Origin of the sequence: Neisseria sp. HMSC061B04, assembly GCF_001836705.1 — a bacterium.
In the GTDB taxonomy this organism is placed as follows: domain Bacteria; phylum Pseudomonadota; class Gammaproteobacteria; order Burkholderiales; family Neisseriaceae; genus Neisseria.
Genome location: NZ_KV830232.1, coordinates 117,425 through 143,387, shown reverse-complemented (window position 1 = coordinate 143,387; position 25,963 = coordinate 117,425). Strand labels below are relative to the sequence as shown.

Annotated in this window: 28 protein-coding genes, 2 tRNA genes and 1 riboswitch; of the genes, 9 read left to right on the top strand and 21 right to left on the bottom strand. The window is 49.7% G+C overall.

Annotation, left to right across the window (positions count from 1 at the left end):
* Positions 1-9: 9 nt before the first annotated feature.
* From HMPREF2661_RS10765 to glnA, 7 genes are all read right to left on the bottom strand, one after another.
* Positions 10-744: a glutamine amidotransferase-related protein gene (locus HMPREF2661_RS10765; RefSeq protein WP_049321997.1), complete on the bottom strand. Its 735-nt coding sequence runs from the start codon at positions 742-744 to the stop codon at positions 10-12.
* A gap of 43 nt (positions 745-787) precedes the next feature.
* Positions 788-1,027: a Fis family transcriptional regulator gene (locus HMPREF2661_RS10760; RefSeq protein WP_003684241.1), complete on the bottom strand. Its 240-nt coding sequence runs from the start codon at positions 1,025-1,027 to the stop codon at positions 788-790.
* A 128-nt stretch (positions 1,028-1,155) separates the two neighbouring features.
* The gene (locus tag HMPREF2661_RS10755) at positions 1,156-1,677 is read right to left on the bottom strand and encodes a hypothetical protein (RefSeq protein WP_049321996.1); all 522 of its coding nucleotides are present in this window, start codon (positions 1,675-1,677) and stop codon (positions 1,156-1,158) included.
* A 31-nt stretch (positions 1,678-1,708) separates the two neighbouring features.
* Positions 1,709-2,080: a hypothetical protein gene (locus HMPREF2661_RS10750; RefSeq protein WP_049321995.1), complete on the bottom strand. Its 372-nt coding sequence runs from the start codon at positions 2,078-2,080 to the stop codon at positions 1,709-1,711.
* A 45-nt stretch (positions 2,081-2,125) separates the two neighbouring features.
* Positions 2,126-3,130, bottom strand: a complete 1,005-nt coding sequence (gene dusB / locus HMPREF2661_RS10745) for a tRNA dihydrouridine synthase DusB (protein WP_049321994.1) — start codon at positions 3,128-3,130, stop codon at positions 2,126-2,128.
* A 131-nt stretch (positions 3,131-3,261) separates the two neighbouring features.
* Positions 3,262-3,912 (bottom strand): site-2 protease family protein, encoded by a 651-nt coding sequence (locus tag HMPREF2661_RS10740; protein WP_049321993.1) that lies wholly within the window; start codon positions 3,910-3,912, stop codon positions 3,262-3,264.
* 375 nt (positions 3,913-4,287) lie between these two features.
* Positions 4,288-5,706: a type I glutamate--ammonia ligase gene (gene glnA, locus HMPREF2661_RS10735; RefSeq protein ID WP_070823770.1), complete on the bottom strand. Its 1,419-nt coding sequence runs from the start codon at positions 5,704-5,706 to the stop codon at positions 4,288-4,290.
* A gap of 197 nt (positions 5,707-5,903) precedes the next feature.
* On the opposite strand from glnA, the gene aroE reads away from it, so the two are divergent.
* Together aroE and mtgA are read left to right on the top strand one after the other, a co-directional pair.
* Complete coding sequence (aroE, locus tag HMPREF2661_RS10730; RefSeq protein WP_049321992.1) at positions 5,904-6,713, top strand: shikimate dehydrogenase; 810 nt, start codon at positions 5,904-5,906, stop codon at positions 6,711-6,713.
* 2 nt (positions 6,714-6,715) lie between these two features.
* A complete protein-coding gene (gene mtgA / locus HMPREF2661_RS10725; protein ID WP_003748438.1) occupies positions 6,716-7,417 on the top strand; it encodes a monofunctional biosynthetic peptidoglycan transglycosylase in 702 nt (233 codons plus the stop codon).
* Between the two features lie 39 nt (positions 7,418-7,456).
* Here mtgA and pncB read toward each other — a convergent pair whose 3' ends face one another.
* Positions 7,457-8,677, bottom strand: a complete 1,221-nt coding sequence (gene pncB / locus HMPREF2661_RS10720) for a nicotinate phosphoribosyltransferase (RefSeq protein WP_049321991.1) — start codon at positions 8,675-8,677, stop codon at positions 7,457-7,459.
* 93 nt (positions 8,678-8,770) lie between these two features.
* The gene (locus HMPREF2661_RS10715; protein WP_049321990.1) at positions 8,771-10,066 is read right to left on the bottom strand and encodes a M23 family metallopeptidase; all 1,296 of its coding nucleotides are present in this window, start codon (positions 10,064-10,066) and stop codon (positions 8,771-8,773) included.
* Between the two features lie 362 nt (positions 10,067-10,428).
* Here HMPREF2661_RS10715 and HMPREF2661_RS10710 point away from each other — a divergent pair, with 362 nt between their 5' ends.
* Positions 10,429-11,409, top strand: coding sequence for a hypothetical protein (locus HMPREF2661_RS10710; RefSeq protein ID WP_070823769.1), 981 nt, complete (start codon positions 10,429-10,431; stop codon positions 11,407-11,409).
* Between the two features lie 6 nt (positions 11,410-11,415).
* Here the strand turns inward: HMPREF2661_RS10710 and rfaQ are convergent, their stop codons facing one another.
* Entirely contained in the window at positions 11,416-12,498 is a 1,083-nt protein-coding gene (gene rfaQ, locus HMPREF2661_RS10705; protein ID WP_070823768.1) for a putative lipopolysaccharide heptosyltransferase III, read from the bottom strand.
* Positions 12,499-12,646: 148 nt separating this feature from the next.
* A riboswitch (PreQ1 riboswitch) is annotated at positions 12,647-12,691 on the top strand.
* A 3-nt stretch (positions 12,692-12,694) separates the two neighbouring features.
* On the opposite strand from rfaQ, the gene queF reads away from it, so the two are divergent.
* Complete coding sequence (gene queF, locus HMPREF2661_RS10700) at positions 12,695-13,168, top strand: preQ(1) synthase (protein ID WP_070823767.1); 474 nt, start codon at positions 12,695-12,697, stop codon at positions 13,166-13,168.
* Between the two features lie 100 nt (positions 13,169-13,268).
* Positions 13,269-13,946 (top strand): 7-cyano-7-deazaguanine/7-aminomethyl-7-deazaguanine transporter, encoded by a 678-nt coding sequence (locus tag HMPREF2661_RS10695; protein ID WP_070823766.1) that lies wholly within the window; start codon positions 13,269-13,271, stop codon positions 13,944-13,946.
* Between the two features lie 67 nt (positions 13,947-14,013).
* Here HMPREF2661_RS10695 and ubiM read toward each other — a convergent pair whose 3' ends face one another.
* The 3 genes from ubiM to rplU form a co-directional block, all read right to left on the bottom strand.
* On the bottom strand, positions 14,014-15,198 hold the full coding sequence (gene ubiM, locus HMPREF2661_RS10690) for a 5-demethoxyubiquinol-8 5-hydroxylase UbiM (RefSeq protein WP_049351134.1): 1,185 nt from the start codon (positions 15,196-15,198) through the stop codon (positions 14,014-14,016).
* A 273-nt stretch (positions 15,199-15,471) separates the two neighbouring features.
* Complete coding sequence (gene rpmA, locus HMPREF2661_RS10685; protein ID WP_002212328.1) at positions 15,472-15,744, bottom strand: 50S ribosomal protein L27; 273 nt, start codon at positions 15,742-15,744, stop codon at positions 15,472-15,474.
* A 27-nt stretch (positions 15,745-15,771) separates the two neighbouring features.
* Entirely contained in the window at positions 15,772-16,080 is a 309-nt protein-coding gene (gene rplU, locus HMPREF2661_RS10680; RefSeq protein WP_002216394.1) for a 50S ribosomal protein L21, read from the bottom strand.
* A gap of 262 nt (positions 16,081-16,342) precedes the next feature.
* On the opposite strand from rplU, the gene ispB reads away from it, so the two are divergent.
* From ispB to HMPREF2661_RS10665, 3 genes are all read left to right on the top strand, one after another.
* Positions 16,343-17,317 (top strand): octaprenyl diphosphate synthase, encoded by a 975-nt coding sequence (ispB, locus tag HMPREF2661_RS10675; RefSeq protein WP_070823765.1) that lies wholly within the window; start codon positions 16,343-16,345, stop codon positions 17,315-17,317.
* 5 nt (positions 17,318-17,322) lie between these two features.
* On the top strand, positions 17,323-17,769 hold the full coding sequence (locus HMPREF2661_RS10670; protein ID WP_004518807.1) for a DUF441 domain-containing protein: 447 nt from the start codon (positions 17,323-17,325) through the stop codon (positions 17,767-17,769).
* Positions 17,770-17,787: 18 nt separating this feature from the next.
* Positions 17,788-17,862, top strand: a tRNA-Arg gene (locus HMPREF2661_RS10665).
* A gap of 101 nt (positions 17,863-17,963) precedes the next feature.
* Here HMPREF2661_RS10665 and HMPREF2661_RS10660 read toward each other — a convergent pair.
* Positions 17,964-19,121, bottom strand: coding sequence for an NnrS family protein (locus HMPREF2661_RS10660; protein WP_070823764.1), 1,158 nt, complete (start codon positions 19,119-19,121; stop codon positions 17,964-17,966).
* Positions 19,122-19,207: 86 nt separating this feature from the next.
* Positions 19,208-19,588: a hypothetical protein gene (locus tag HMPREF2661_RS10655; RefSeq protein WP_070823763.1), complete on the bottom strand. Its 381-nt coding sequence runs from the start codon at positions 19,586-19,588 to the stop codon at positions 19,208-19,210.
* A gap of 146 nt (positions 19,589-19,734) precedes the next feature.
* On the opposite strand from HMPREF2661_RS10655, the gene HMPREF2661_RS10650 reads away from it, so the two are divergent.
* Entirely contained in the window at positions 19,735-20,193 is a 459-nt protein-coding gene (locus HMPREF2661_RS10650) for an RrF2 family transcriptional regulator (RefSeq protein ID WP_004518811.1), read from the top strand.
* Between the two features lie 599 nt (positions 20,194-20,792).
* Here HMPREF2661_RS10650 and HMPREF2661_RS10640 read toward each other — a convergent pair.
* The 6 genes from HMPREF2661_RS10640 to HMPREF2661_RS10615 all read right to left on the bottom strand — a co-directional run bounded on the left by HMPREF2661_RS10640 (position 20,793) and on the right by HMPREF2661_RS10615 (position 25,817).
* Positions 20,793-20,868 (bottom strand) — tRNA-Ile (locus tag HMPREF2661_RS10640).
* 93 nt (positions 20,869-20,961) lie between these two features.
* Positions 20,962-21,813, bottom strand: coding sequence for a dihydropteroate synthase (gene folP, locus HMPREF2661_RS10635; protein ID WP_070589376.1), 852 nt, complete (start codon positions 21,811-21,813; stop codon positions 20,962-20,964).
* 83 nt (positions 21,814-21,896) lie between these two features.
* Positions 21,897-23,558 carry an electron transfer flavoprotein-ubiquinone oxidoreductase gene (locus HMPREF2661_RS10630; RefSeq protein WP_070823762.1) on the bottom strand — a complete coding sequence of 554 codons (1,662 nt, stop codon included), beginning with the start codon at positions 23,556-23,558 and terminating at the stop codon, positions 21,897-21,899.
* 132 nt (positions 23,559-23,690) lie between these two features.
* Positions 23,691-24,128, bottom strand: a complete 438-nt coding sequence (locus HMPREF2661_RS10625; protein ID WP_003748410.1) for an ExbD/TolR family protein — start codon at positions 24,126-24,128, stop codon at positions 23,691-23,693.
* A 3-nt stretch (positions 24,129-24,131) separates the two neighbouring features.
* A complete protein-coding gene (locus tag HMPREF2661_RS10620) occupies positions 24,132-24,791 on the bottom strand; it encodes a MotA/TolQ/ExbB proton channel family protein (RefSeq protein ID WP_049348756.1) in 660 nt (219 codons plus the stop codon).
* 102 nt (positions 24,792-24,893) lie between these two features.
* Entirely contained in the window at positions 24,894-25,817 is a 924-nt protein-coding gene (locus HMPREF2661_RS10615; RefSeq protein WP_070823761.1) for an energy transducer TonB, read from the bottom strand.
* Positions 25,818-25,963 lie beyond the last annotated feature (146 nt).

The window sequence follows — 25,963 nt, the reverse complement described above, 5'->3', positions numbered from 1 at the left end:
TGGCTTTTTTTATTTTGTCTGCGTCAGCGAATCCAAAAAGTCGAAGAGTTTGGCATTCATTTCACTGAAATCCGCCGCTTCGATTTTATCCGGATGCTGAACATAAGTTCGGGCTTGGCTTTGTTCGGCTACATTTTCGCGCCCGTCCGCCGCAATCAGCAGCCCGACGGCTTCGCGGTCAAACTCCAAATGAGCCTGGAAGGCATAATGTTTGGGCGCAAAACGGATAATCTGGCGCGGACAGCCTTTGCTGGTTGCCAATACAACCGCCTCATCCGTCAAACCGGGCATATCACCGTGCCAATGGCCGGTATTCAGGGTTTTGCCCAACAGGGAAACATGGGCATCCGCCAAACCTTCCGCCGTCAGCTCAATCGGATAAATGCCGATTTCACGCTCAGGGCTGCGCGTGTGGCGCGCGCCGTAGGCAACGGATAAAAGCTGCGCACCCAAACACACGCCGACAATATATTTATCCGCCGCCATCGCCTGACGCATCAGGCGCAGCTCGGATTGGGGGTCGTAATACGGGAATGCCTGCCTGTCTTCATCAGGCGATTGCGGCCCGCCCATCACAATCAAAAAATCTATATCGTCCACATTGTCAGGCAGGGCTTCACATTCGTACACTTTGGTTGCACTGATGTTATGTCCGCGCCATTGCGCCCATTTCAAATATGCACCCGGCACTTCAAATGCCTCATGCAGAATGAAATGGATATTTAATTTATTCGGATTTTGCATTGTTATTTCTCCTTCGACCGTCAGGACGGGTTGCCCTGCCGTATTACAGCATACCGTGCTGTTGTAATTTTTTACGCAGGGTATTGCGGTTCAAACCCAAAATGACCGCCGCTTTAGACTGGTTGCCGCCGCATTGCTCCATCACGCAGGCAAGCATCGGCTTTTCCACTTGATGCAACACCATATCATACACGCCGCAAGGTTCCGTACCATCCAAGTCTTTGAAATATTGTCGTAAGTTTTGTTCAATACATTGCGCAATGTCAGTCGTCGTTTGATTCATCGTGATTGTCTTTCTTTAGATTTGTTTTTAAATGATGAGGCCGTCTGAACATTCAGACGACGTTTATTTGATTTGTTTGAATTCGCCCTATCCGATTTATATTTATTTTTTAATTAGCTATCAATATCTTATTTTGAAATAGATTTCTGTAATTTACTGTCCCAAAACGCCTGCCATACGCCATTTTCTTGAGCCAGATAAATAACAAATTCATTATTGACATGATCGGCAACGTAATGGATGGAATACGGTTTTTCTTCACAATTGACTATCCAAACATGAAATTGCCGCACCTTTTTCCAAGATTGGCGGTTATATCCTATTTCTTGATAAGCTCTAGGAATAGGCGATTGAGCCTCTTTTCCCAAAGATGCTTGAACCTGATTATCCCATGCGTTCAAATTCTGCAGGATTTCCATGCATTGAGCTTCATCCCCTGAAGCAAAATACAGCAGGATATTATGCGCTCCCTCACTTAACTCCAGCTCAACAGTCTTACCTTGTTCGTCATAATGTCCATCATCATTGACCAGACGACGAGCAGCATCGGTCAATTCCTGTTCCCAATCCACATGTTCGAAACGATTGCGCGGAAACATGGAATCAGCTTGATGCTTTTTGACAAACAATTGTTTTAACAACTTAAACATAGGGCTTCCTGAAACCATCTCCTCACGCAACCTACTCCCCCAAGCAGGTAATCTTGCCAACCTTTTCTCCGTCCGGTTCGATTTCCGCTACATGATCTCCATATTTATCATCCCAAAAGAAACGCCCGTTTTCCTCATACCAAGGCTTACCCAGTACATACCAAGCCTTGTCTAAACTGTCACCGGGGCGGATGGTTTCGCATGTTGCTCTACTCTTAAACGCACTCATCACGCAAGCATCATGTTGACGGCAATCGGGATTCATGCACCTGCCTTTGTCTTCATTCCAATAGCGATCCATTAATTTACAAGCTATCAGATTGTAGTCATAAGCGTAAATGCCGAATCCTGTCAGCAACAGCGCGGCTATGCCGAAGCGTTTGAGACGTGGGGTCAATTTCATATTTACTTCCAAAAAATAAAAAGGCCGTCTGAAATTCGAAACTCTTTAGCCTTCCCGATAGTGGCATACCCAGCGGTCGGTTTTCTCTGAAAGCGCCTCAAGATAGGCGGCAAGGGTATCGTATTGTGCCGCGGCGCTGTCCAAGCGGTTGATTTTCCGACGTGTTTGTTCGCCGTCGGGCATTTCGTCGATGTACCAGCCGATGTGTTTGCGGGCAATGCGTACGCCGGCAAATTCGCCATAAAATTCATGCATGGCGCGGATGTGGTTCAAAATGATGGCGTTGCATTCTGCCAAGCTCAAGGCCGGAGGCAAAACGCCGTGTTCGGCGTAATATTTTAAATCACGGAAAAGCCACGGCCTGCCTTGTGCGCCGCGCCCTATCATGATGCCGTCGGCGGCGGTTTGTTTGAGGACGGCGGCGGCTTTTTGCGGCGAAGTGATGTCGCCGTTGACCCAAACGGGAATGTTCAGACGGCCTTTGGTTTCGGCAATCAATTCGTAACGCGCTTCGCCTTTGTACATCTGCGTGCGTGTGCGGCCGTGGATGGCAAGGGCTGCAATGCCTGATTCTTCGGCGATTTTGGCGATGGTTGGTAAGTTTTGATGTTCGTCGTGCCAGCCCAAACGGGTTTTGAGGGTAACGGGTACGTCCACCGCGTTGACAACGGCTGCCAAGATTTCGGCAACCAAAGGCTCGTTTTGCATCAATGCGCTGCCTGCCTGCACATTGCAGACTTTTTTGGCCGGGCAGCCCATGTTTATATCAATCACCTGCGCGCCTAAGCCGACGTTATACCGCGCGGCTTCCGCCATCTGCTGCGGATCGCTGCCGGCAATCTGGACGGCCACCACTCCGCCCTCGCCTTCAAAATCGCTGCGGCGCAGGGTCTTTTTGGTATTTCTAAGCGTCGGGTCGCTGGTCAGCATTTCGCACACTGCCCACCCTGCGCCAAACTCGCGGCAAATCCGGCGGAACGGTTTGTCCGTAATCCCTGCCATGGGGGCAAGTGCGATGGGGTTGTCAATGAAATAGCCGCCGATGTGCATGATGTGTGCGCCGAATTGAAGGGGCTGAAATTGTACAATTTTTAAGCAACCTTTCCAATCGTATTTACATGTTGCACAATAAAAAAGGCCGTCTGAAACTGGGTTTCAGACGGCCTTTTCAGCCAAAACATTTAAATAAACAGCATGACAACCATCTGCACTGCGGCCTGAATCATTTCGATAATCGGCCAAATCAGTTTGGCCAGCAGGCCGGTAAACAACAGGATCAGGATAATCCATGTGCCGTATGGCTCGATTTTACGGAACTGCATGGACTGCTTGGCATTGAGGAAGGTATCGATAAAAATACCGCCGTCCCAAGGCAAAATCGGAATCAGGCTGAATGCGACCCAAATCGAGTTCACCATCACGCCGTAACCGGCCATCTGTGCCAACGGTGCTTGATAAGACTCAGGCACATACGCGGCAAGTACGACGACAAAACCCCAAAAGAACGCCAAAATCAGATTGGCAATCGGGCCTGAAATCGACACCCAACGCCACGCGCGGCGCGGATCACGGAAATTACGCGAATCAATGGGCATGGGACGCGCCCAGCCGAACAGAAAACTGCCTATCATCAGACACACCAGCGGCACGACAATCGTACCGACAGGATCGATGTGCGGCAGCGGATTGAGCGTCAAACGCCCAAGCTGCTCGCCGGTATGGTCGCCCCAATAACGCGCCGTATAACCGCGTGCCACTTCGCGCACGGTAATGGCCAACAACACGGGCAATACTGCCAGCAGAAATACGCCTAAATCAAAATTTGCAAACATGTTTTTCCTTATCAAACACGCCGTCTGAAAACACAAAATATCCTTTCAGACGGCCGGAGGCTTTAATCTTCCTGTTTTTTGTCCGAACCGAAAGACTCTTTCAGCTCTCGCCAAGTAATGCCTTTACCTTGCGGATTCAACTTGAAGACTGCTTCACTACAAAGTAATGGCAAATATCTTTAATAAAAGGCCTGTCATGCTGAAATTTAACACGCAGCACCGATTCCATAAAGGCTTTCCAACGGCATGATTCATTGCTTCTCGCTATTATCCCTAATTCAAGCACCCTATCTATTTTAAGCCTAAAGGCCGTCTGAAACTTCAAATTCAGTTTCAGACGGCCTTTAATTTCCTATTTAAAATGTTTCAGCTGTTTTACAGGCTGTAATACATTTCAAATTCCAGCGGGTGCGGCGCCATGCGGATGCGGCGTACGTCTTCTTCTTTGAAGGCAATGTAGCTGTCGATCCAGTCTTTGCTGAACACGCCGCCGCGCAGCAGGAATTCGTGGTCGGCTTTGAGGGCGGCCAGTGCTTCTTCCAAAGAAGCACAAACGGTCGGCACCAATGCATCTTCTTCCGGAGGCAGGTCGTACAGGTTTTTATCGGCAGGGTCGCCCGGATGGATTTTGTTTTGAATACCGTCCAAACCGGCCATCAACAAAGCGGCAAATGCCAAGTATGGGTTGGCGGTCGGGTCGGGGAAACGCGCTTCAATGCGGCGTGCCTTGCTGCTGTTCACGGACGGGATGCGGATAGACGCGGAACGGTTTTTGGCAGAGTAGGCGAGTTTGGTCGGCGCTTCGAAGTGCGGCACGAGGCGTTTGTAGGAGTTGGTGGACGGATTGGTAATCGCGTTCAGGGCTTTGGCGTGTTTGATGATGCCGCCGATGTAGTAGAGGGCGGTATCGCTCAAGCCGGCATAGCCGTCGCCTGCGAACAGGTTTTGCCCGTCTTTCCAGATGGATTGGTGGACGTGCATACCGCTGCCGTTGTCGTCCATGATGGGTTTGGGCATGAAGGTGGCGGTTTTGCCGAAGTTGTGGGCAACGTTTTGGATGACGTATTTCATGTCTTGGGTTTGGTCAGCGCGTTTGACCAAGGTGGCGAAGCGCGTGCCGATTTCCATTTGGCTGCCGGTGCCGACTTCGGAGTGGTGGACTTCGACTTCGATGCCGAGTTCTTCCAAAATGTTCACCATGGCGGAGCGCAGGTCTTGTCCGGCATCAATCGGGGCAACGGGGGCGTAGCCGCCTTTGACGGTAGGGCGGTGGCCGGTGTTTTGACCGTCCATGTGCAGGCCGCTTGCCCATGCGCCGCTTTCGGACGTGATTTCGTAACGGGTTTTGTGCATGTCGGTTTCAAACTCTACGCCGTCGAAGACGAAGAATTCGGGTTCGGGGCCGAAGTAGGCGGTGTCGCCGATGCCGGAAGATTTCAAATAGGCTTCGGCGCGGCGGGCGATGGAGCGCGGGTCGCGGTCGTAGCCTTGGCCGTCGGCAGGGTCGATGACGTCGCAGGTAAAGACAACGGTGGTATCGTCGTAGAAAGGATCGACGAAAGCCGTGGACGCATCGGGACGCAACTGCATATCGGAAGCCTGAATGCCTTTCCAGCCGCCGATGGACGAACCGTCAAACGCCTGACCGTTTTCAAACCATTCTTCGGGATCGTCGAGGACGATGCGGGCGGGTACGGTAAAGTGGTGCTGCTTGCCTTTGGTATCGGTAAAGCGCAAATCTACGAAGCGGGCTTCGCTTTCTTCAATCAGTTTTACAGCGTCTTTGATGGACATCTTCAGCTCCTGAGGGATTGGGTATAATTTGTTATTCTATCACGGTAAGGCCGTCTGAAATACATCAGGGCGCCCGTTTTTACGCACTGAAATATAGTTTCAGACTGTTTGATTGTCAACAATTTTACATTACGCTTTCTTAACATAAAGACCGCTATAATAAGCACTCTTTTTTTTGTTTCCGCAGAACCTGTTTTATGAACAATACCCCGCGTTACGCCGTTTTCGGCAATCCCGTTGCACACAGTAAATCGCCGCAAATCCATCAGCAGTTTGCGCTGCAGGAAGGCGCGGCCATTGAATATGGGCGCATTTGTGCCGAAATCGGCGGTTTTGCCGAGGCTGTTGCGGCGTTTCGTGCCGAGGGCGGGCAAGGTGCGAATGTAACCGTCCCGTTCAAGCAGGAAGCTTTTGCGCTGGTGGACGAACACTCCGAACGCGCTTTGGCTGCCGGCGCGGTCAATACGCTGGTGTGGTTGGAAGACGGCAGAATACGTGGCGACAATACCGACGGTATCGGTTTGGCCAACGACATCACGCAGGTCAAAAACATTGCCATCGAAGGCAAAACCATTTTGCTTTTGGGCGCGGGCGGCGCGGTGCGCGGCGTGATTCCGGTTTTGAAAGAACGCCGCCCTGCCCGTATCGTCATCGCCAACCGTACCCATGCCAAAGCCGAGGAATTGGCGCAGCTTTTCGGCATTGAAGCCGTCCCGATGGCGGATGTGAACGGCGGTTTTGATATCATCATCAACGGCACGTCCGGCGGCTTGAGCGGTCAGCTTCCTGCCGTCAATCCTGAAATTTTTCGCGGCTGCCGCCTTGCCTACGATATGGTTTACGGCGACGCGGCGCAGGCGTTTTTGAACTTTGCCCAAAGCAGCGGCGCGGCCGAAGTTTCAGACGGCCTGGGCATGCTGGTCGGTCAGGCTGCCGCCTCCTACCATATTTGGCGCGGATTTACGCCCGATATCCGCCCTGTTATCGAATACATGAAAGCCCTGTAACCATGTTCCGCATCATCAAATGGCTGATTGCCCTGCCCATCGGCATCTTCATTTTCTTCAACGCTTATGTGTACGGCAACATCATTACCTACCGCGCCGTCGCGCCCAGCAAAACCGCCTTCATGTCCATGCGCATGAGCCAGTTTGCAAGCGAAGGGCGCGATGTCGAGCTGGACTACCGCTGGGTGCCGTACGACCAAATTTCCGTCAACCTCAAAAAAGCCCTGATTGCTTCCGAAGACGCCAATTTTGCCGAACACAGCGGCTTTGACTGGAACGGTATCAAATACGCCATGAAACGCAACAAGCAAAGCGGCGAAGTCAAAGCCGGCGGTTCGACCATCAGTCAGCAGCTGGCGAAAAACCTGTTTCTCAACGAAAGCCGCAGCTACATCCGCAAAGGCGAAGAAGCGGCGATTACGGCGATGATGGAAGCCGTTACCGACAAAGACCGTATTTTTGAGCTGTATTTAAACTCAATCGAATGGCACTACGGCGTATTCGGCGCGGAAGCTGCGTCCCAGTATTTCTACAAGAAACCTGCCTCCGCCCTCACCCGCCAACAAGCCGCCAAACTCACGGCGCGCGTTCCGGCTCCGCTGTTTTACGCAGACCATCCTAAGAGCAAACGGATGCACAACAAAACCAATATCATCTTACGCCGCATGGGTTCGGCAGAATTGCCCGAAAGCGATATGGATTAATTCAAAAGGCCGTCTGAACATTTCAGACGGCCTTTGTTTTTAGGCTTTCTCTTCCGGCTCCGGTACGTCAAACACTTGGCGCAGGTAAGCGAGGAAGGTGTTGTTGGTGGTCATGGTTTTGCCCGGAGAGTCGGAGAGTTTGGCAACGGATTGGCCGTTGCACTCGACGAGCTTCAAGACAATGTTCAAAGGCGTGTGTCCCAAATCGTTGGTCAGGTTGGTACCGATACCGAAACTGGTTTTGAAACGGTCTTTGAAGTATTGGTGCAACGCCCATGAACGTTCAATATCGAGGCCGTCTGAAAAGGTCAGCATTTTGGTGCGGCTGTCGATTTTGAGTTTTTTGTAATGCTCGTAGGCTTTGTCGCCCCAAACATAAGGATCGCCGCTGTCGTGGCGCAGGCCGTCGAAGAGTTTGGCGAAGTAAAGGTCGAAATCGCGCAAGAAGGCATCCATACCAACCACGTCGGTCAGGGCGATGCCGAGGTCGCCGCGGTATTCATGTACCCAGCTTTCCAGCGCGGCTTTTTGGAAGTTGCGCAAACGTACGTCCAAGGCTTGGAAGGCTTGGAGGAACTCGTGCGCCATGGTGCCGATGGGTGTGATGCCGAGTTTTTTGGCCAGATAAACGTTGCTGGTACCGCGCACGATATCGGGAGCGGCTTCCAGCAAGGTGCGGATAACGTGTTCCTGCCATGCAAGGGTGTAGCGGCGGCGCGTGCCGAAATCGGAAATCAGGAACGGCGGATCATTCGGATTTTGAGTGGCTGCGATTTCTTTCAGTTGTTGCGCTTTGGCCTGCAAACGGCGCTCGCCTTCTTCAATGACGGCTGGCGTTTCCAAGCGGCGGAAATAGAGTTCGTTGACGATGGCAAGAATGAAAATCTCGAAGAACATCGCTTGTATCATCGGGCCTTCGATGCGGATGTTCAGACGGCCTTGATCATCGGGGCTGACTTTGACGAAGCGGCGTTGGAGTTGGAAAAGTTCGAGATAATCGACAAAATCGCTTTTGATAAAACGCAGGCTGCGCAGGTAGTCGAGTTCGTCATGCGTAAAGCGCAGCCGGCACAGGGCGTCGAGTTCGCGTTCCAAGTCTTCTTGAATATCGGCCAACGGATACACCATCTCTTTGTTGCGGCAGCGGAATTCGTAAAGGCTGTGGGTTTGCGGGAATTGGTGTAACACGACTTGCAGCATGGTGAATTTGTACAGGTCGGTATCAAGCAGGGATTGGATAATGGGCTGATGAGCAGACATAAGCTTTCTCTGAGTAAACGTGGGCGTTGAGGTATCAATTTTAATGGAAAAGGCCGTCTGAAAGAAACCTTATTCAGACGGCCTTTATCTTATTTAATCCAGCTGCGCTACGGAAACCGGCAATGAGCGGATGGTAGACAACATCGTGCTGGCATCTTTTTGCTGTTTGCGGAACGCGGCCATATTGGTCGGGGTCAATTTCGGCGTCGGCAGGGCGACGGTAGTCGGGTTGACCGGCTGGCCGTTGACGCGTGCTTCGTAGTGCAGGTGCGGACCGGTAGAACGGCCGGTTGTACCCACAAAACCAATCACTTCGCCGGCGCGGACTCTGCCGTCGGCAGGGCTGAACGCGCTCATGTGACCGTACAGGGTTTCCACGCCGTTGGCATGGCGAATCATCACGGTATTGCCGTAGCCGCCTTTCCAACCTTTGAAAATCACCTCGCCGTCGGCGGCGGCCTTAATCGGCGTACCAGTTGGCGCGGCATAGTCGATACCGGTGTGCATACGGACGGTATGCAAAACCGGATGGACACGGTAGCCAAACGGAGAAGAAATGCGCGTGTATGCAACAGGCTCGGTATTAAAGCCTTCTTTTTGTTGCAGGGACTTACCGTTTTGGTCGTAGTAGCTGCCGCTTTCTTCGTCGCCTTTGCCTTGGCTGTAATAATAGGCTTGATAAGTTTTGCCGTCTTTAACCACTTCAGCCGCCAAAATATCGCCAACTGCCATTTGCTGGCCGCGGAAATACATGCTGTTGTACAAAAGGCGTACGGTATCGCCTTCTTTCAAATCGCTCATATTGAACGAATCGGCAAAGATTTCTTTGAGCTGGATATACACTTCGGAAGGGATTTCGGCACGGAGCATATCGCCGATGGCGGAAGTGCGAATTTGCACGGAGCGCAGGGTCGGCATGGTTTTCATGTCGATTTCGGCATTGGAGATGCGCCATTTGCCTTTGACTTTTTCCAAAGCGACCAAGTTGCGTTCCAATTCTTCATCGGTAAAGAATTGAACGTCGGTCACTTGGCCTGAAGAATCGATGCGGATGTTGACGGATTGGTTGGTCCGCAGGTTTTTCATGTCGAGGTTGGCATTGTTTTTCGCCATGATTTGCTTGATGTCTTCTTGGTTGACACCCATGCGCGTCAAAACGTCTGCCAAAGAGTCGCCGGCTTGGACGGCTTCTTGCGCCCAATAGCTGGATTGGTAGGTATTGGTTTCCACATAAACGGCAGGCAGCTCTTCGGAAATACGCTCGACTTTGAAATCGGTTTGTGCAGGTTGAGGGTCGGTAATGGCGTATGCGGTCATGATGCCCGAAGTCGGCAGCAGAAACGCTAAGAGGGTTGCTTTGAATCGAGTGGAATATTTGTTTTTAATCACGCGTTATCCTTAATGGGGCGGTCTGTTTTTGAGGTTTGCAGAATGCCGGCACATCCGGCCTGCTGCGACCGCCTGCTGGTTTAAACAGTTTTGGGGATAAAGGACTTTGAGTCTTTTTTCCGATCTGAAAATCAGGTTTTCATTCGGAATGAATGAGGTCGTGTTTGAGATTGACGTTATTATCAGGGCTATTGTGTTGATTTACACCCTGTTTTTCTGAAATTTACGCCACGCATTTTAGCATGGCAGCCCGTTTTTTCCAAACCGGCCGTCTGAACGGCTCTTTTTGAGTACGTGAGGGCAAGGTTCCGAAACGCATCATTTGTCGCGTAAAATAACGGTTTTTCTATCTATTTGCGCTTATGAAGCTGACCCTCGCCCTCCCCTCGCTCAACCGCTTTGCCGACGAATCCGTCCCTGAGCTTGCCTTACCTGCTTTTAACCGTCTTTTGCGTTATGGCACATTACGCAAAGAAACACTCAGGCCGTCTGAATTTTACGGACGCCATTTGTGGAACGGCAGCCTCATTACCCAAGTGCAACGTTTACGCCACACAAACCAAAAACGCGCAGCCGCTTTTGCCTCTCCGGTTTGGCAACAAATGGGCATGCACCATGTCAACATTATCAGCGGCGAGTTCATCGGCATCCAAAAAGAGGAGGCGCAACGGTTATGTGCGGATTTGTCGGCGTTTTATCAAGATAACGATTGGCAATTCGAGCCGCTTTGCGAAAGCATGTGGCTGCTCAGTATGCCGACAACGGAAGATTGGGGAGCGGAATGTGTTTTGGATGTGTGCGGACAGCCGGAAATGGACGGTCAGGCGCACGGCAAAGATGCGGTGTCCTGGTTGGCCATGCAGACGGAAATCCAAATGTTTCTCCACACGCATCCGATTAACCAAGCGCGTGAACAACAAGGATTGCCGGAAATCAACGGTTTGTGGCTGTGGAATGATGCGGACGGTACACAGTCTGCGGATATTGTCGCCACAGACAGCGTATGGGCGCGTTTTTCGGATACGCCCAAACTCGATGCGCCATACGATTTGAAGGCTTGGTTTGAGATGGTTCAAGAAACAGGCAACACGGTTTCAGACGGCCTTATCTTTTTGGACGACTTGGTTTCCACCTTACAGACAGGCGATGTTTGGGCATACAAAGATATTTTGGAAAGCTGGGAAACCCGTTGGTTTGCGCCTTTATGGGACGCACTCGATTCAGGCCGTCTGGAAACCGTGTGCATTGCCACAGACGGCGAAAACGGCGGCACGCTGGAAATCGGCCGCCGTTCCAAATGGGCATTTTGGCGCAAAGCTAAAACATTTAACGGATCGTGGTAAGCGGTTTTAAGCCTCTAACGCCTCCAATTTGGCCGAAATTTTGTCCCACACATCCTGCAACGGAATCGCTTTCAACAGACGTGTCGGATCATTGGTATCAATACTGTCGGGGTTAGGCAGTTCTGCATAATCGCCAGCATAAATGACTTCGGCCTGCTCGGAATACGGACGCCATTTATCCACCCATGATGCGCCAAACAAAGCGATTTGCGGTTTATCCAAAGCGGCGGCGATATGCATCGGTGCGGAATCGACACCGACAAACAGCTTGGCGCCCTCAATGGCTGCCGCCAATTCACGCAGACTTAAGCATCCGGACAACACCCAAACTTTTCCGCCTTCCGGAATATTCAGACGGCCTATAATTTCCTGAAGCATGTATTGCTCGACAGTGTCGGGAGAAGCAGTCAATACGACATTCTGCCCGCTGTTGAGCAGAAGCTGTACGATAGCGGCGTTTTTGCCGTCTTCCCAACATTTGAAATGCCAACGCGCTCCCGGGTGCAGTAACACATAATCTTCGCCGCTCCACCCCTGCTCACGCAATTTCTGCCGCATGCTTTCCCTTGCATCTTGCGCCACCCAAAAGCGTACCTTCGCATCTGCCACGTCTTCCGGCTGGATAAGCGGCGCAAGGATATTCAATTGGTTTTCAACGATATGATGGCTGGGATCAAGCTCATGGTTGATAAAATCATGACAGAAACGCCACCAGAAACCGTCGCGCTTGATGCAGTCAAAACCCACGCTGCAACGGGCGCACAGTTTGGCAATTACCGCTGCGCGCCATTGATCGGACAGATTGAAAGCCCAGTCATAATCGCGTGCCTTCAGCTTAGACAAAAGGTTTTTCTCATACGCCAACTGTTTGAATACGCCCAGCTTCTTCCAATTTCGATCAATGGTAAAAATCTGCGCAATCTGCGGATTATCGGCAATCAGCTGCCCTGTACCGGCATACACTAGCATATCGATTTCGCAATCGGGGAAACGGGTTTTCAGCGCATCGACCACCGGCGTGCTCAAAAGCACATCGCCATGATGGCGCAATTTGATGATCAGAATACGTTTGGGTTGGGCTAAAGACATACAAATACTTTCAGACGGCCTGTTGATTGGCTGCTATTGTAAAGCGGAAAACAGGTTTCATAAAATACAAAACAAGCCGTCTGAAACCTATCTTGCTGATTCATCGCTATAAAATCCGCACAAGTCATGCAATTTATATTACAATCCGCACCCCGTGGTTCGAAAACCTCCCACATTAAAAAACTAAGGAAACCTCATGTCCCGCAACAACGAAGAGCTGCAAGGCATCTCCCTTTTGGGCAACCAGAAAACCCAATACCCAAGTGAATACGCGCCTGAAATTTTGGAAGCGTTCGACAACAAACATCCCGACAACGACTATTTCGTCAAATTCGTCTGCCCCGAGTTCACCAGCCTCTGCCCGATGACCGGCCAGCCCGACTTTGCCACTATCTACATCCGCTACATCCCCCATATCAAAATGGTGGAAAGCAAATCCCTGAAACTCTATCTCTTCAGCTTCCGCAACCACGGCGACTTCCATGAAGACTGCGTCAACATCGTCATGAAAGACCTCATCGCCCTGATGGATCCGAAATACATCGAAGTATTCGGCGAATTCACACCCCGCGGCGGCATCGCCATTCATCCGTTTGCCAACTACGGTAAAGCAGGCACAGAGTTTGAAGCTTTGGCACGCAAACGCCTGTTTGAGCACGATGCACAATAATCCTATTCAGACAGCCTAATGTCCTTTTCATTGCAAGACTTTCTCTATTGCACGGTCTCGCAAGGTTTCATGCCGTCTGAAAAACTTCCGAAAGATTCCCATGTACGAATTTACCGCCGCACAGCAGAAGAAAGCGCTCTTCTGGCTGGTGCTTTTCCATATTTTTATTATTGCCGCCAGCAACTATCTGGTGCAGTTCCCCTTTCAAATTTTCGGTATTTTTACCACTTGGGGCGCATTTTCCTTCCCCTTTATCTTCCTCGCTACCGACCTGACCGTGCGCATTTTCGGCGCGCCGTTGGCGAGACGGATTATTTTTTGGGTGATGCTCCCGGCCCTGCTGCTCTCTTACGTCTTCTCCGTCCTCTTTCATGAGGGCAATTGGACAGGCTGGGCATCTTTAACTGAATTTAACACCTTCGTCGGCCGTATCGCATTGGCCAGCTTTTCCGCCTATGCGCTCGGGCAAATCCTCGATATTTTTGTATTCAACAGATTACGCCGTCTGAAATCATGGTGGATTGCCCCCACCGCTTCTACCGTGGTCGGCAACGCTTTGGACACGCTGGTGTTTTTCGCCGTTGCCTTTTACGCGAGCAACGATGAATTTATGGCGGCAAATTGGCAGGGCATCGCATTTGTCGATTATCTGTTCAAACTTACCATCTGCACCCTCTTCTTCCTGCCTGCATACGGCATCGTATTGAGCATCTTGACCAAAAAACTGACTTACTTAAACGTCCGTCAAGAAATGCCCGAATCGGTTTTAGCCGAATAAACAATAGATAAAAAACAAGGCCGTCTGAAACTTTAATCGTTCAGACGGCCTTTTATGTTTTAAACAATTAACCGGTCAATTGTTTGGTAATCAGTTTTTTCAGCGGCGGGAAATTATTGCTTGCACGTAATACCAAACCGCGCAGCAGTTTCGCCGGAGCAGTTTCATTGGTAAAGAGTTTCAGCAGCATATTGGTGCCGTGGTAAATCGGATGGGCATGGAACATATGCTTGGTGCTGTATTTTTCCAGCAGGCTCTTCGCACCAATATCCTGACCGCGTTGCTCGGCTTCGAGAACCAATTTAGCCAAAAGATCGGCACTTGCCAGACCCAAGTTGAAACCGTGCGCAGTAACCGGATGCATACCGACTGCGGCATCGCCGATTAACGCACTGCGTTTGCCGTAGAAACGTTGGGCAATCATGCCGACCAAAGGATAATTGTGAATGGTGCTGACCAATTCCATATCGCCCAAACGGCCTTTGAGTTGCTCTTTCACGCTGGCCGCCAATTCTTCCGGCGACATATTTTTAATCGTTTCGGCTTTATCGCTGTCCACCGTAATCACTGTATTGGTCAAGTGTTCTTCCAAAGGCAGCAACGCAATGGTACGGCCGTAATGGAAGCATTCATATGCGGTATGCAGGTTGGACAGAGTATGCTTCATGCGGCACACAAACATGGTGCGGCTGTAATCGTGCATATCGGAAGAAATACCCAATTGACGGCGCGTTTGCGAGAAGCGGCTATCCGCGGCCAACAACAGACGGCCGGTCAATACTTCGCCGCTTTCCAAAATAACTTGCGCCTCATTGTCGGAAGTTTTGACTTCTTTAACATTGGTGCCGGTCAGGATTTTCACGTTGTCCAATTTGGACACAACTTCATAAGCGGCTTTGCGGATATTGTGGTTGGAAATCAAATAGCCCAAGCAGTCCGCAGGCTCGCCGCGCGCCTGAGTCGGTTGCGGGAAGTGGAGCTGGTAATCGGAATGACCGTTCAACACTTTGGCATCGCGCAAAGGATAAATTTCGTCTTTTGGAATCAAATCCCACATACCCAATCGCTGCATGATTTCACGCGACAGATGCGTCAGTGCGATTTCACGGCCGTCATACGGCGGATTTTGCAACACTTCTAAAGGACTTCTTTCAATCAGGGTTATGTTCAAACCGCTTCCGGCTAACTCTGCGGCAAAACTTAATCCGGCAGGGCCTGCGCCGACGACGAGAATATCACTGTGTAAGCTCATGGGAGGAATTCCTTGTATTCAACTGATACGGATTTTTTCAGACGGCCTTAAGTTTACTGTGTTTAGCTACATGAGGGTAAATCAAAGGCATTTGATAGATTATATAGAAAGAGTCGATAGAATAAAACAAAGGCTATCGATTGTAAGCGCGTTTTTACTTTGACCTTAATATAAATCAAGCTTCACGACATACGGATTTTATCAAACAGACAAAACAGTCTGACAAACAAAAACCGCATTCCGAAAGGAATGCGGCTTTCAATCGTAAAACGATTATTCTTCAGAACCGGTGTAAGGACGGATGCTGACGGTTTTACGGTTCAGCGCGCCTTTGGTTTTGAATTCAACGTAACCGTCGACTTTAGCAAACAAAGTGTGGTCTTTGCCCATGCCTACGTTGTCACCTGCGTGGAATTTAGTACCACGTTGACGAACGATGATAGAGCCTGCCGGAATCAGCTCGTTGCCGTAGGCTTTAACGCCCAAGCGTTTGGCTTCTGAATCGCGACCGTTGCGGGTGCTACCGCCTGCTTTTTTACTTGCCATTTGTAATACTCCTGAACTTACTTGAAATTAGGCGATTGCCACGATTTCGATTTGGGTGAAATTTTGGCGATGGCCTTGGCGTTTTTGGTAGTGTTTGCGACGACGCATTTTGAAAATACGTACTTTCTCGCCACGACCATGAGCAACGACTTTAGCTGTTACTTTTGCGCCTTCGATAAAAGGTGCGCCTACTTTTACAGATTCGCCGTCAGCAATCATCAAAACTTCAGTCAGTTCGATTTGGCTGTCGAGTTCGGCTGGTATCTGTTCTACTTTCAATTTTTCGCCAACGGAAACTTTGTATTGTTTACCGCCGGTTTTTACGACCGCGTACATACTCAACTCCATGAGAATTAGGTTAACTTTCCGCACACCATGTGCGAAACGAGCTATTCTATTTCTATTTGCCTGTTTTGTCAAAATTTATTTTATTTACAAGTGAAAAGGCCGTCTGAAAGATATGTTGCATGCTTTTTAACTGATATAATCACGCGCTGGATTGCTGATATCTTTATGCAACGTTATTACCCCGACCGAATGTACGGGTTTAAACAGATTCATTGGAGCCCCGCTCCGTTTTGTCAACAGAGAATGTTTTATGCTCGAAAACCTGCCTTACTTCCAATGCCACCTGCCCGATGACCTTGCCAAAGTGAACGCGGTCATCAACCAAGCTGTTCAATCCGATGTCGCGCTGATTTCGCAAATCGGCACATACATCATCAGCGCGGGCGGTAAGCGACTGCGTCCGATTATTACCATTTTGGCAGGCAAAGCAGTCGGGCATGACGATGAAAAGCTGTATTCGCTGGCGGCGATGGTGGAATTCATCCACACCTCCACCCTCCTGCACGACGATGTCGTCGATGAAAGCGAATTGCGCCGCGGCCGTAAAACCGCAAACAACCTTTTCGGCAACGCGGCGGCCGTTTTGGTCGGCGACTTCCTCTATACACGCGCCTTCCAACTGATGGTTGGTTCGGGCAGCATGCGTATTTTGGAAGTGATGGCCGATGCGACCAACATCATCGCCGAAGGCGAAGTCATGCAGCTGATGAACATCGGCAATACGGATATTACCGAAGAGCAATACGTCCAAGTTATCCAATACAAAACAGCAAAATTGTTTGAAGCGGCCGCGCAAGTCGGCGCAATTTTGGGCAAAGCTTCCCCCGAACACGAGCAAGCCTTGAAAGACTACGGTATGTACGTCGGTACGGCTTTCCAAATCATTGACGATGTATTGGACTATTCAGGCGAAACCGAAGAAATCGGCAAAAACGTCGGCGACGATTTGGCAGAAGGCAAACCTACCCTGCCATTGATTTACCTGATGCGAAACGGCTCCGAGCAGGCCGCCAACGATGTGCGCCACGCTTTGGAAAATGCCGACCGCAGCTATTTTGAAAAAATCCACGACTATGTCGTCAACTCCGATGCTTTGCCGTATTCGATTTCCGAAGCGAAAAAAGCCGTCGACAAAGCCATCGCTTCATTGGACGTGTTGACTGACAGCGAAGTCAAAGAAGCCATGATCCAACTGGCAAAAGAATCTTTGGCCCGAGTATCTTAAATTCGATGAATTTCAGCTTTGTCCCTTTGTTTCTGGTTACGCTGATTTTTTTGGGCGTCGTCAGCAACAACAACTCGATTACGATTTCGGCAGCGGTATTGCTGCTCATGCAGCAGACGGCCTTGTCACAATATCTTCCCTTGGTGGAAAAACACGGTTTGCATCTGGGCATCATCCTGCTGACCATCGGCGTATTGAGCCCGTTGGTTTCCGGTAAAATCCAGATTCCGCCGGTTTCCGAGTTTATCAATTTTAAAATGATTGCCGCCGTCCTTATCGGCATTTTGGTTGCATGGCTTGCCGGACGCGGCGTTCCATTGATGAGCGAACAGCCTGTTTTAGTAACCGGATTATTAATCGGCACAGTCATCGGCGTTGCCTTTGTCGGCGGCATTCCGGTCGGCCCTTTGATTGCCGCTGGCTTATTGTCTTTTTTTGCCGGAAAGGTTTAAAATCCCCTCCTTTACCGCCTCGCCATAGTTCAACGGATAGAACGTATGCCTCCTAAGCGTAAAATACAGGTTCGATTCCTGTTGGCGAGGCCACAGTTTCAATAAAAGCCTTTCATACTTTGAAAGGCTTTTTTATTATCAATAATAAAGGCCGTCTGAAACTTTTCAGACGGCCTTCTCATTTCGCCAAACCGTTAACCCGGACGACCATCCGAACGCGGACGGATCAACCAAGGAATATATTTCCATGCGTACAACAGCAAAGAAGCAGCAAACAAAGCGGCGGAGCAACGGATACTGTGCGTGTATGCCGTACCGTTCACAAAGGTTGCCAAAACACGGACAACCGTTGCGGCTATCATCAGCCAAAAGGCGACAGGAACCACTTTAGGCGGCGGATAAATAGAGTTGCCGGTATGGCCAAGCGCGGTTCGTGCCATCATGCCCAAAGTCAGCACGCCGATACCGCCAACGCCGATAAGGTGCACGCCCAAATTCAGGAAGTTTGAAATCCAATAAGAAAGACCGACTGCAATCAAGCCCAAGCCGGTAAACAGATAGCCGGCAAACAAAATCCAAAGCATAGGCTCTTTCAGTACAGCTTTATACCACCAGCGGTACACCTGCACGGTAAAAATCACACCGGCAGCCAGAGCAAACAACGCGGCCAGTCCCGGCAAAATGTTATGCGCCATCAGCATGGCGGTCAGCATAGGCAGCCAAAGCGATGCGTGCGCCACCCATTGAGGGCTGGGAATTTGCGGCACGTTCAGGCGTTTGGACGTAAAGAACGAGATAATCCGCATACCGATCAAACCGATAAACCCGGCCACCATAATCAAACCGGATTGCAAACCGGTCATCAGCGCAATGGCATCAAACAGCTGCACTTTCAGATGGAAGGCGAAATGGGTGCCGCCCAAAACAAAAATAGCGAACACGGCAACATAGTTGCGCTTGTTTTGAGAACGGATTACCGGCAAAGCCATGCATACCGCGCCATACCAGAAAAAGATCGTACCGAATATGCCGCTTGCCGTTACCCCCCAACCGGGGATAAACATACAAATGCGGGCCAACAGCCAAAATGCGGTCAAACCGGCCAACGCCTTACCGCGTGTCGGCGGCTGGCCTGTCCAAGTCGCCACGGCCGTCAATAAAAATGCAATGACAACCAATCCGGCATAGCCCCAAATCATTTCATGGGCATGCCAATAAAAACCCGGCAACTCAGGCGTACCCTGAAAGCCGAAGCCCCAAAGCAGTATAGACAATGCGCCATACAAAGCCGCCAACGAATAAAACGGGCGGAAGGCCATTGCCCAAACCGGGTGTTTGAACAAATCGGTCATGGTGGTTCCTTCAATTTTTATATCATCATAAAACAGCAACAGAGGCCGTCTGAAACTTTTCAGACGGCCATCGATTCCTTTCCCTGTTACACATTTTCAGGCAAAGGCAAAAAAGGTTCAATCGCAGGGAAAAGCTCGCGCTCCTCAAAGCGCGCATGATCGCGCAAAGTAACAGCAAACTCCTTATTCCATGATTCATTCATATATTCAGGATGCGCCATCATCGCGCGCAATTTGGCATGATCGCCTTCAAAACGCTGACGCAACGCAGGCTCAATTTTATCCCAATACGGCGCAAACATGGTTTCCTCTTCCAAGAAATGTGGCTCAAGCTCAATAAAATGAGGCTCCAGCTCCGCCTGATGGCTTTGATCGGGCGTACGCAGGAGACGGACACACAACGACAGCGAGCCATGATGTTCGCGGGAAAGTTCTATTAAGGCAGGATGGCGTTTCAAGGGCTTCATAAGTTCGTTATAATGGTAACAGTTTGTCAAACTGGATTAATTCAAATGTTTCAGATATTATGAAACCCAATCCCACATAAAGTCAAACAGCCCCTCTCCAAGCACTACGCTTTTGACATATAATAAAAATATCTAAAGAGCCAGCCATGTATCTGACCCAACATACCGATTACGGATTGCGCGTATTGGTTTATACCGCCATCAACGACGACACCCTCGTCAATATCGGCACCATTGCCGAGACTTACAATATTTCCAAAAGCCATTTGATGAAAGTGGTTACCTCATTAGTCAAAGGCGGTTTTCTGGTCAGCGTGCGCGGCAAAGGCGGCGGTTTGCGCTTGGCAGACAATCCTGAAAACATCAATATCGGTGCAGTGGTACGCCATCTTGAGCCGATGCAGGTCGTCGAATGCATGGGCGACAACAACGAATGCCTCATCACCCCTTCCTGCCGACTGACCGGTATCATCACCGGCGCCATCAAAGCCTTCTTTAATCATTTAGATCAATACTCACTGCAAGATCTGCTGGACAAGCCGACTTACGACATACTTTATACACCGCGCATCCCGATCAACGAAATACGCGGAACGGCCGACTAAATCTTCAGGCCGTCTGAAAACAATCTAGCCATACTGAAATGGTATTACTGAAATAATAAAAAATGCCGTCTGAAATGGAGATTTTCAGACGGCATTGGTTTACAAAACACTCTACAGCTTAAATAGCTGACTTTCATTCGATAGGTTAATTTTTATGCTAAATATATCGAATATAAGACAACAGAAAAACCTAAAATAAGAATAATCATAGCAACCGTAAAATTTATTCTTAATATTTTCAAATAAAATTTATTGGATATTTTTTGTATTCCAAACAGTATCTTGAAAAATGTTAATTGCATACTTCTATGAGTAAATAGATATTCAAAAAAACCTATATCCATCCCTTCTGATTTTAATATTTTATATAGCATTACTAGATTAATGATAACTGCAATAAAATACAAAAATGCTAAAAAAAACTGAAAATAAGGAAATAACTCCACCAAACTACTCCTTCTTTTTTAAAAAGGATTTTCCCTAAAAAACATATTAGACGACATAACCGAATTGCTATTGTCGACATTATATTCCAATCTTTCGCAAACCAATGAATACAAAAATGCCCGAAGCCAAAAGCCTCGGGCATTTTTAATATTTGGTGGGTCCGGTGGGTTTCGAACCCACGACCAAGGGATTATGAGTCCCCTGCTCTAACCCCTGAGCTACAGACCCGTCAAGAGTAGAAGCGGATTATAGCATAACTTGTTGCTTGTTCAAGATGCCGGGCAAATGTTTCAGACGGCCTGTTGGTTTTCTATCCGGGCATTATGCCGATACGCCCAATGCTTCCCAAACTTTCAAAGCATCTGCCGTTGCTTTAACATCGTGAACACGGATGATTTGCGCGCCTCGGGCGACTGTGGCCAAAGCGGCTGCCACGCTGCCGTGTACGCGTTTGGCGGCATCTTGTTCGCCTGTCAGCTCGCCAATCATGCTTTTGCGCGATATGCCGATCAGAAGGGGGAATCCGGTTGCTTCCATCAACTCAGGCAAATGTTGTATCAGGGTAATGTTGTGTTGCAGGTTTTTGCCGAAACCGAAGCCGGGGTCGAGCGTGATGCGTTCAGGGTCAATGCCTGCTTGAACGCATTCTGCCGCGCGTGCTTTTAAATAACGCGCGATTTCTTCGACGACATCTTGATATTGCGGATTAAGCTGCATGGTTTTGGGCAAACCCTGCATGTGCATGAGACACACGCCTGTCTTCGGCTGTTGCGCCAATAATGCGACTGCGCCTTCATCACTCAATGCGGCAACATCGTTGATAATATCGACGCCGCCTTGCGCCAAGGCTTTTTCCATGATTGCCGTGTGGCGCGTGTCCAAGCTGACGGGAACATTCCACTTGGCCACTTCCGCCAAAACCGGCTGCACTCTGGCCCATTCTTCTTCGAGAGAAACACCATCCGAACCCGGGCGGGTAGATTCGCCGCCGATATCGAGAATATCCGCGCCGTCTTTCAGCAGCTGCTCGGCATGTGCCAATGCTGTTGAGACATTTTGCGAATAGGTGCCGCCATCGGATAATGAATCGGGGGTCAGATTGACGATGCCCATGATTTTCGGTTTGTCCAAGGCGATTTCAAATCGGCCTGCCTGCCAAATGCGTGTGTTCATAATGCGTCCATTGATGAAATAATAGGATAGAGGCCGTCTGAAATTTTTCAGACGGTCTTTAGGTTTTGACTTCAAACAGTCAATTACATTCCGCCGTAATTCGGCCCGCTTGCGCCTTCGGGACAAATCCAAGTGATGTTTTGCGTCGGGTCTTTGATGTCGCACGTTTTGCAGTGTACGCAGTTGGCGGCGTTGATTTGCAGGCGCGGGCTGCCGTTTTCTTCGACGATTTCATATACACCAGCCGGACAATAGCGGGTTTCGGGCGAGGCGTATTCTTTGTAGTTTACGTCTATCATGACCTGCGGATTTTTCAGCACCAAATGGTCGGGCTGGTTTTCTTCGTGCGCAAGGTTGGCAAGGAACACGCTGCTCAAGCGGTCGAAGGTCAACACGCCGTCGGGCTTCGGATAATCAATCGGTTTGCATTCGGCTGCTTTTTTGAGCTGCTCGTTGTCTTTGCCGTGATGTTTCAAAGTCCACGGGGCTTTGCCTCTGAAAATCATCTGGTCGATACCGGTATAGATTGAGCCGAGGTAAACGCCCCATTTGAATGACGGACGGACATTGCGCGCGGCGTAAAGCTCTTGATACAGCCAGCTTTGTTCAAAACGTTGCTGATAATCCACTGCCTCTTTGCCGCTGTCGAAGCTTTCCACTTCTTCAAGGTTTTCCAACAAGGGGAACACGGCTTCTGCGGCGAGCATAGCGGATTTCATGGCCGTATGGATGCCTTTGATGCGCGGCATATTCAGGAAACCTGCGGCATCGCCGATTAAAACGCCGCCTTTAAACGATAGCTTCGGCAGGCTTTGCAAACCGCCTTCAATCAGCGAACGCGCGCCATACGCGATACGGCGGCCGCCTTCAAAGGTTTTGCGGATTTCAGGATGGGTTTTGAAACGTTGGAACTCTTCAAACGGCGACAGATAAGGGTTTTGATAATCTAAGCCGACCACAAAACCGACAGCGACTTTGTTTTCATCAAAGTGATAAATAAACGAGCCACCGTAGGTTTTGCTGTCCAACGGCCAGCCTGCGCTGTGCATGACCAAACCGGGCTGATGTTTTTCAGACGGCACTTCCCAAATTTCTTTAATGCCCAAGCCGTAAGTTTGCGGTTCGCTGTTTTGGTCGAGCTTGAATTGTTCAATGACTTGCTTGGAAAGCGAGCCGCGACAGCCTTCGGCAAACAGGGTTTGCTGCGCCCAAAGCTCCATGCCGGGCTGAAATGAATCGGTCGGTTCGCCGTCTTTGCCCACACCCATATTGCCGGTCGCAATGCCTTTGACCGAACCGTCTTCGTGATACAGCACTTCGGCGGCGGCAAAGCCCGGATAGATTTCCACGCCCAAATTTTCCGCCTGCTCTGCCAACCAGCGCACGACTTCACCCAAGCTGGCAATATAGTTCGCATGGTTGTCGAAATTCGGGGTAACCGGCAAGTTGAAGGCTTTTTTCTCGGTCAGGAACAAAACCCTGTCCTTCGTCACTGTACGCGTCAGCGGCGCGCCTTTTTCTTTCCAATCAGGAATCAACTCATTCAAAGAAATCGGATCGATGATGGCACCGGCTAGCGAGTGCGCACCGGCCTCCGAACCCTTCTCCACCACGCAAACGCTGATTTCGCGTCCATTCTTTTCGGCAAGCTGCTTGAGTTTGATGGCGGCAGACAAACCCGACGGGCCTGCGCCGACAATCACGACATCGTATTGCATACTGTCGCGCTCGATGGTTTCTGTCATAGTGGTTCCTGTATTGTCATTATTCAATTTAATCCGCTAATTATACAGCCTGGACATATAGTTACCAAATACAACAAAAGGCCGTCTGAAACTTTACTCAAATTTCAGACGGCCTTTACTGTATTCAAAAGATTACTGCGCTTTGGTTTCCGTTACAAAACCGATTTTGCTGATACCGGCTTCGCGCGCCGCTTGCAGGGCTTGGTTGACGTAATCGTATTCAACCGCCTTATCCGCCGCAATCGCCACAATCACATCTTCGTTTTTCGCTTTGGCTTCTTTCAGCTTGGCAGTTACCGTTGCCAAATCCACTTTGGCATCAGAATCACCGCCAACAACATAAGCACCACTGGCATCAATGCTCAAACGCAAAGGATCTTTAGGCTGCTGCTTATCCTCTTTTGCCGCTTTTTCCGAAGCAGTCGGCAATTCCAAAGGAATCGAGTGGGTCAGCACCGGCATGGTAATCATAAATACAATCAGCAACACCAGCATCACGTCCACCAAAGGTGTAACGTTGATATCCGACATCGGCGCATCATCGCCGGAATTCATTGATCCGAAAGCCATGGTTTAATCCTTTTGGTTCAGCAGGCGGACATGCAGGTCATGTGCAAATGCGTCCATATCTTGCGCGATGGTTTTTGTACCGCGGTTGAGGAAGTTGTACGCCAATACGGCCGGAATCGCTACAAACAAGCCGACAGCAGTCGATACCAAAGCCTCACCAATCGGACCAGCTACCGCAGCAATGCTCATTTGGCCGCTTTCGCTGATGCCGATCAGAGCATGGTAAATACCCCAAACAGTACCCAGCAGGCCGATAAACGGAGCGGTTGCGCCGATGGAGGCCAAAGCAGTCATACCGTAGTCGAACTGACGCATGGTTTGGGACATGCTGTTGCGGATATGAACAACCAAGTATTCGTTCAAAGGCAACTCGTCAATCAGCGATTTACTTGTTGTTTGACGGTAGTTTTGGTATGCACGCAGAGATTCATCGGCAACGCGGCTCATCGGTGCTTCTACCGCTTTGGCTTTCTGTACGGCATCGGCCAGCGTAAACGCATTCAACATCAGCTCTTTCACCTGTGCATTGCCTTTTTTCGCTTTGCGGTATTTGATGCAGCGGATCACGATAACGCTCCACGTTACCACGCTCATCAACAACATCAGGACAAATACACCAATCAGTACCACATCACCTGATTTGAAAACTAAACTTAAATCCATAATTTTTCCAAGTTAAAAATAAAATTAAAATTTCTATTGGGTCATTTAAAAATATTTCCCAACAGCATATATTTTCCAATCAATCAGCTTAGTCCTAGATACTTATTCAAGCGTGAATTTGACAGGTACTTTAAATTCAGTCCAAACGCTTGCATGACAGCTACCATCTTTAACGGCTTTACGCGCCGCATTATCCAGACGACTATAACCACTTGACTTATTCACACTAATTGAATCCACTTTACCGCCCGGACCAACCAAGACTTTCAGCACGACCAAGCCCTCTTCGCCATTTTCAGTTGACATTGTCGGATATGGGGGTCTCGGAATATGGCAGGTTCCTTTTGCAGGATTGCCTTTACTGCTGCCGGCACCTGTACCGCTGCCACCTCCGTCACCGCCGGTGCCGGAGCCATGTTCGCCTTTCGCACCGCCGCTGCCGGAGCCGCTGCCTTCGCCGCGTCCGCTGCCAGTACCTTTCGTACCGCCACCGTTGCCTTTACCTTCCCCGTTCAAGGCTTTGCCTTCGCCGTTGCCTTTACCGTTTTCAGCAGTATTCGGCCCGGTTTTGTTGCCTGAGTATTCAGATGCTTTAGGAGATGGTTTAGGCTCTGCCTTCGGCTCTGGTTTTGGTTCAGGTTTTGGCTCGGGCTTCGGCTCAGGTTTGGGTTCCGGCTTAGGCTCGGGCTTAGGTTTCTCGATGGGTTTCGGTTTTTCCTTTTGCTGTACGATATCCGCTTTTTCTTTTTTCGTTACCACAGGTTTGATAACAGGCTTGGGCGGTTCGACAGGCTTAGGTTTGGGTTTAGGTTTCGGCTGTTCGGGGGTAGGCTCCGGTGCAGCAGGCGCGCCTTCGCCCTCAGGGCTGCCGTCGCCTCCGCCGAAATCGCCCAAATCGACAAATTCAATATTCGCCATTTCGACAGGAGGCGGTTTGTGCGCGTGCCATAAAAGTGCAACCAAGCCGACGTGAATCAACGCAACGGAAGTCACGACGGCTGGAGTTAAAATTCGTTTTTTATCCATAATTCCGTTATGTTAATAGCAACAATTCCCGTTTGCAAGTCGTTTTACAGTCAAAATAAGCATTAATGCTTATAGAGAAAGTTTATAGACCTGCTGTTTTAAAGGCTGCATATCATAATATGATATTAGCTCTCATTACTAATATT